This is a genomic window from Tunicatimonas sp. (assembly GCF_049647865.1).
GTDB lineage: Bacteria > Bacteroidota > Bacteroidia > Cytophagales > Cyclobacteriaceae > Tunicatimonas.
Genome location: NZ_JBARYM010000648.1, coordinates 1 through 4,760 on the forward strand (window position 1 = coordinate 1; position 4,760 = coordinate 4,760).

The 4,760-nt window shown below is 44.7% G+C and carries 4 protein-coding genes; 1 reads left to right on the forward strand and 3 read right to left on the reverse strand.

Annotated elements, in window-relative coordinates; translation table 11 throughout:
* The 3 genes from WBA23_RS19065 to WBA23_RS19075 form a co-directional block, all read right to left on the reverse strand.
* A partial coding sequence (locus WBA23_RS19065) for a S8 family serine peptidase (protein ID WP_424583872.1) occupies positions 1-1,344 on the reverse strand: 1,344 nt, incomplete at its 3' end.
* 217 nt (positions 1,345-1,561) lie between these two features.
* A complete protein-coding gene (locus tag WBA23_RS19070) occupies positions 1,562-2,971 on the reverse strand; it encodes a Glu/Leu/Phe/Val family dehydrogenase (protein ID WP_424583875.1) in 1,410 nt (469 codons plus the stop codon).
* 103 nt (positions 2,972-3,074) lie between these two features.
* On the reverse strand, positions 3,075-4,091 hold the full coding sequence (locus tag WBA23_RS19075; RefSeq protein ID WP_424583873.1) for a glycosyltransferase family 9 protein: 1,017 nt from the start codon (positions 4,089-4,091) through the stop codon (positions 3,075-3,077).
* A gap of 193 nt (positions 4,092-4,284) precedes the next feature.
* Between WBA23_RS19075 and WBA23_RS19080 the strand changes: the two genes are divergently transcribed.
* On the forward strand, positions 4,285-4,760 hold a 476-nt coding region (locus WBA23_RS19080), incomplete at its 3' end, for a hypothetical protein (RefSeq protein WP_424583874.1).

The following is a 4,760-nucleotide window of genomic DNA, read 5'->3' on the forward strand; positions in this document are numbered from 1 at the left end:
CAGTAATCCTGCTCCCAACGTTTCGTCGTAGCCTAAATTGCCGGCTAAATTACTAACATCTTTGGCAGATAGGCGCATAATTTCCATTACCTGTCGGGCACTTACATCCGGATATTTTGACCGAACCAAAGCTGCTGCTCCCGCCACCATTGGGGCGGCAAAAGAAGAACCTGACCCGTCACCAAAACCATCGCCGTTTTTAGTGGTATAAATGCCACTGCCCGGAGCTACTAAATCTACTGTGTAGCTTGAAGTGGTATTTGATACCCGATTTCCTTCATTATCTGCTATGGCCACCGAAAGCACATTGTTGAAAGCCGCGGGGTAAAAATCCTCCTGCTTTCCGCTATTACCTGCCGCAGCCACAACTACCGCATCTTTTTCTAAGACGGCATAGTTGATCATATCTTGCCCAAACGCCGAATAAGCATTGGCCCCACCCCACGACAAATTAATTACCTTACAACCCTGATCAGCCGCATAAGCAATAGCTTCGTAGCCAAATCCGAACTTTCCATCTTCAGAACGAAATATTTTAATGGGCATATAAGAGGCATTAAAACCCAAACCAGCCATTCCCACCCGATTGTTAGTACTAGCACTTCCTACCCCAATCACCATTGTTCCGTGAGGATCTTTGTCAGCCGTGGGGTCATTGTCATTGTTGGCAAAATCCCAGCCTACGTAGTTGTCCACGTACCCATCGCCATCGTCATCTAGGCCATTGATCGGATCATCTTCGTTACGGTAGAGATTATCAGTTAAATCCTGATGGCCAAATTCCACCCCTGTATCCAGATAGCCAATAAGCATATCAGAACTACTCCGCTCAATTGCCCAAGCTTCGTAGGCTTGTACTGCTTCCAAATAGCTTTGCTCACCTCTTTTAGTAGCTTCGGGGTCATTGGGAATATATTCGTTCAGTGGTTTTAATAAGTAATAAGGTTCAGCGTAAACCACCTCATCTAGTTGCAATAGTTGGTTAATGGTAGCTACCACATCTTGCTCAGTGTGAAGGCGGTAAATTTTAGCCGTTGGTTCCTGGCGTGCTAATGGACTCACTTTAGATACCTGCTTAAGCACCGAAGTAATCTGGCGAGCTTGGGTGATATTCTTCACCTGCTGTATCACTGATGGTGGGGATACTACGGTGCGAGCGTTAGGATTATTTTGAGAACGTATCTTCAGGACAATCTCACCTGGCAAGTAATCTTTCTCCGAGATTCCTGCGGGTAGACGAAAAGTTCGAGACTGTGCTTGAGCACACTCGAGCTTTACTAGAGTGAAAATAATAAAGAAAAGAAAAAAGAGTAAGCGATAGCCAACTCGCCAGAAAATCGTCATAACCTGCTACTGCATTGCTTCCCCTCTCTACTAGCGAAAATTGGGTCAGTAATGCCCAGCAGGGCTGGCTCTTTACGTCATATACTACACATGACACATTTGGCGATAAAATGAAGTGTTCGAGTGTTCGAGTGTTCGAGTGTTCGAGTGTTCGAGTGTTCAAGGTTACTTCATTTGAAAGTATGAATACAAGAACACATAAACTTAACTTCTTTTATCAAGGGAAGATACCGCGGGCGACGTAGGCCGTAGAAATTTTCTCCATTGCACTAATGAAGGAAGCTATTCGCAAACTACCGGTTTCTTTGGTCTTCATAATCTCCCAAATGGTGTAGTAAGCGTTTATCATGGTTTCCTCCAGGCCCGAGTTGACAATATCAATCTCGCCAGCCCCTCTTACTAGCGAATTCTTCTGGGTTTCCGAAAGTTGGTGACCAGAGATTTCCTCCATTGCCGTTACCATGCCTCGGTTGGTTAGCTCCTCGTAGCGTTTATCCATACGACCGAAAGCTACATGCGATAGGTTCTTTAGCCACTCAAAATAAGATACAGTAACTCCACCGGCGTTCAAGTAGAAATCGGGCAGTATGCGTAGTCCCCGCTCCTGAAGTATATTAGCCGCTTCGGTAGTTACCGGACCATTGGCCGCTTCGCCAACAATTTTGGCTTTAATGCCCGGAGCATTCTCGGCAGTTATCTGGTTTTCCAGCGCAGCAGGTATCAAAATGTCGCACTCGTACTCCAGTAACTCAATAGAATTTTGAATATTCTTAGCGTTTTTATAGTTAAGAATTGAGCCTTTCTCCTGCTTCAATTGATGTACTTCCTCTACATCTAAACCATTGGGGTCATAAATACCACCATTGTACTCGGCAATTCCGGTGATGATTGCTCCACCTTCTTGTAAGTATTTAGCGGAATAGTAGCCTACGTTGCCGAGTCCCTGAATGATAATCCGCTTACCTTCCAGACCGGGCGTTAGACCTAGGCTCTTCATATCCTCGGCAACATCTACAGCGGTGCGAATACCATAAAAAACTCCACGCCCGGTAGCTTCGGTTCGCCCCCGAATTCCGTGCAGCGTTATAGGTTTTCCAGTAACACAAGCCAGAGCATTCAGCTCACCGTTGTTCATAGCCGCATAGGTATCAGCGATCCAAGCCATTTCCCGAGCACCAGTTCCGTAGTCCGGGGCGGGCACATCTTGAGCTGGGCTAATAAAGTTCTTACGGATAAGCTCAGTGGTATACCGTCGGGTGATTTTTTCCAGTTCGTTTTCGCTGTATTTACGGGTATCAATCTTTACTCCTCCTTTGGCTCCGCCAAATGGCACATCTACTAGCGCACACTTATAGCTCATCAGTGCAGCTAGTGCTTTCACCTCATCTTCATTCACCGCCATGCTGTAGCGGATACCACCCTTCACTGGGAGACGATGATGCGAATGCTGCACCCGATACGCCTCAATTACTTCGTAATGCCCGTTATCCAACTTCACCGGAAAGTTCATCTGGTATACGCTGTTACATTCTTTGATCTGTTCTAAAAGTCCTTGGGGTAATTCTAGGTAACCAGCGGCTTGGTTCACAAACTGGTTAACATTGTCGAAAAAGCTGTAATTCTCCATGATATGTTGATTAGTTGGATTAATGTAGCGGGGGGCCGGGAGCACAGTGCGGGGAGTTGATCAAACAATTTGCCCTAAGCTCCCCGCCCCTTGCACCTCGCCATTAAGGTAGATAAAAATCAAAGACTATACCGCGCATACAGCGAAAATGTTTCTTAGGACAGCGCTGGTAGCCTATTTTTGAGCAAGGCCGACAACTGACCCGATTGTTTTCTAACACTGTAAATTTGGTGCGGTAGGGGTACATACCAAACGAAGGAATGGTATTCCCCCAAATACAAAAAATATTCTTCTTAAACGCAGCAGCAATATGCATTAGTCCTGTATCATGTGTAAATACGTAGCGAGCTTGTCGTACCACCGAGGCCGATTGGTTAAGATTAAATTTTCCGCAGGCATTCCAGACTAATGACTTCTTACCCAATTCGGCTAACTTCTCCTCATAATCTTTTGAAGCTTCGTTACGAGAAAAAAAGTTAGCGACCTGCTCACCAGTTTCCCAATCATTTTTATCGCCTAAGAGAACAATGGGTTTATTGATCCGATCGCAGAGTTCAATCATCCGTTCAATCGGAAGCTTCTTAGTATTGTACTGTGCTCCAATGGCGTAAGCTACAAACTCGCCGCGATGGGTTTCGGGTAGCCAATCTGGTTCTACCTCATCGGCATCGGGTATAAAGTAGTCTAATCCTAAGCTGTCCATCTTCACACCCAATGGGGCAACGGTTTGCATGTAGCGGTCTACAATATGCACATTAGGCAGCTTGTCTATCTTAAAGTTAACCATCAGCCACTTCTCCACGTTTAGTTTAGAGAAGCTATAACTTTTGGCACCCAAACGTTTTTTGATAATCTGAGTACGGAGATTATTGTGCAAGTCAATAATGTAGTCGTACTTTTCCTGCTTCAGCTTAGCAATGAGTGACGACAGCTTATCTTCTAACAAATAGATTTTATCAATGTATGGGTTAGCGGCTAACAGGGAATGGTATTGCTGCTTGGTGGCGTAATGTACTTCAGCATCTAGCTGTGTTTTTAGCGTTCGGGGAACCGGAGTAGTAAGCACAATATCCCCAATAGAGGAAAAGCGGAGAATCAGCACCTTACGTTTTTTTGCCATAGGGCAAATATAGAAATTGATGATTGATGACGAATGATGAATGAATAATAATCAACACTATTCGAATTTATTAATCACTATTCATCAGTCATTAATCATTAGCCTGCTATTTTTTATTTTTTTTAGAATTATGTAAATTTCTTTAGGCCTTTTTGTTGTTATAGCAATTGATGCCACTTATCAACCTGATCTTATGAAAAACTGCATATACCCTAGCTTAATTGTTACCTTACTGTTGGTAGGTCTTTCTACGCTGGCGGTTGGTCAGATTGCTCAACCGGAGCGGGTCGAGATTGAGATTGATAATAATAGTGATAACTATGTGGTGGTCTCAGCGGAAGAGCGGGGCCTGATGCTGTTTCGGGAGGCTGACGCGCGACAAAAAAACGGAACCCGCTTGTGGGAATTTATCTACTACGATACTGATCTTAACGAAAAGTGGAAACGTTCTTACGAACTAAATAGCCTGCTATCGTTGCGGGGCTACGACTACGACCGAGGACAGTTGTGTATTCTGTTTCAGAAAGGGCAGTACCAGGATAAGGCCATGGAAATGATTAACATGGAAATTGCCAGCGGTGATACGGCGTACCACAACATTCGGCGAATTGTCCCCGTTAATTTGGAATTCTTTGAAATTATCGGTCAAACGGTGGTGCTAGGCGGCAA

Excerpts from the sequence above, each read along its gene's own strand:
- WBA23_RS19070 (WP_424583875.1), bottom strand. The coding sequence starts at position 2,971 with ATGGAGAATTACAGCTTTTTCGACAATGTTAACCAGTTTGTGAACCAA.
- WBA23_RS19075 (WP_424583873.1), bottom strand. The coding sequence starts at position 4,091 with ATGGCAAAAAAACGTAAGGTGCTGATTCTCCGCTTTTCCTCTATTGGG.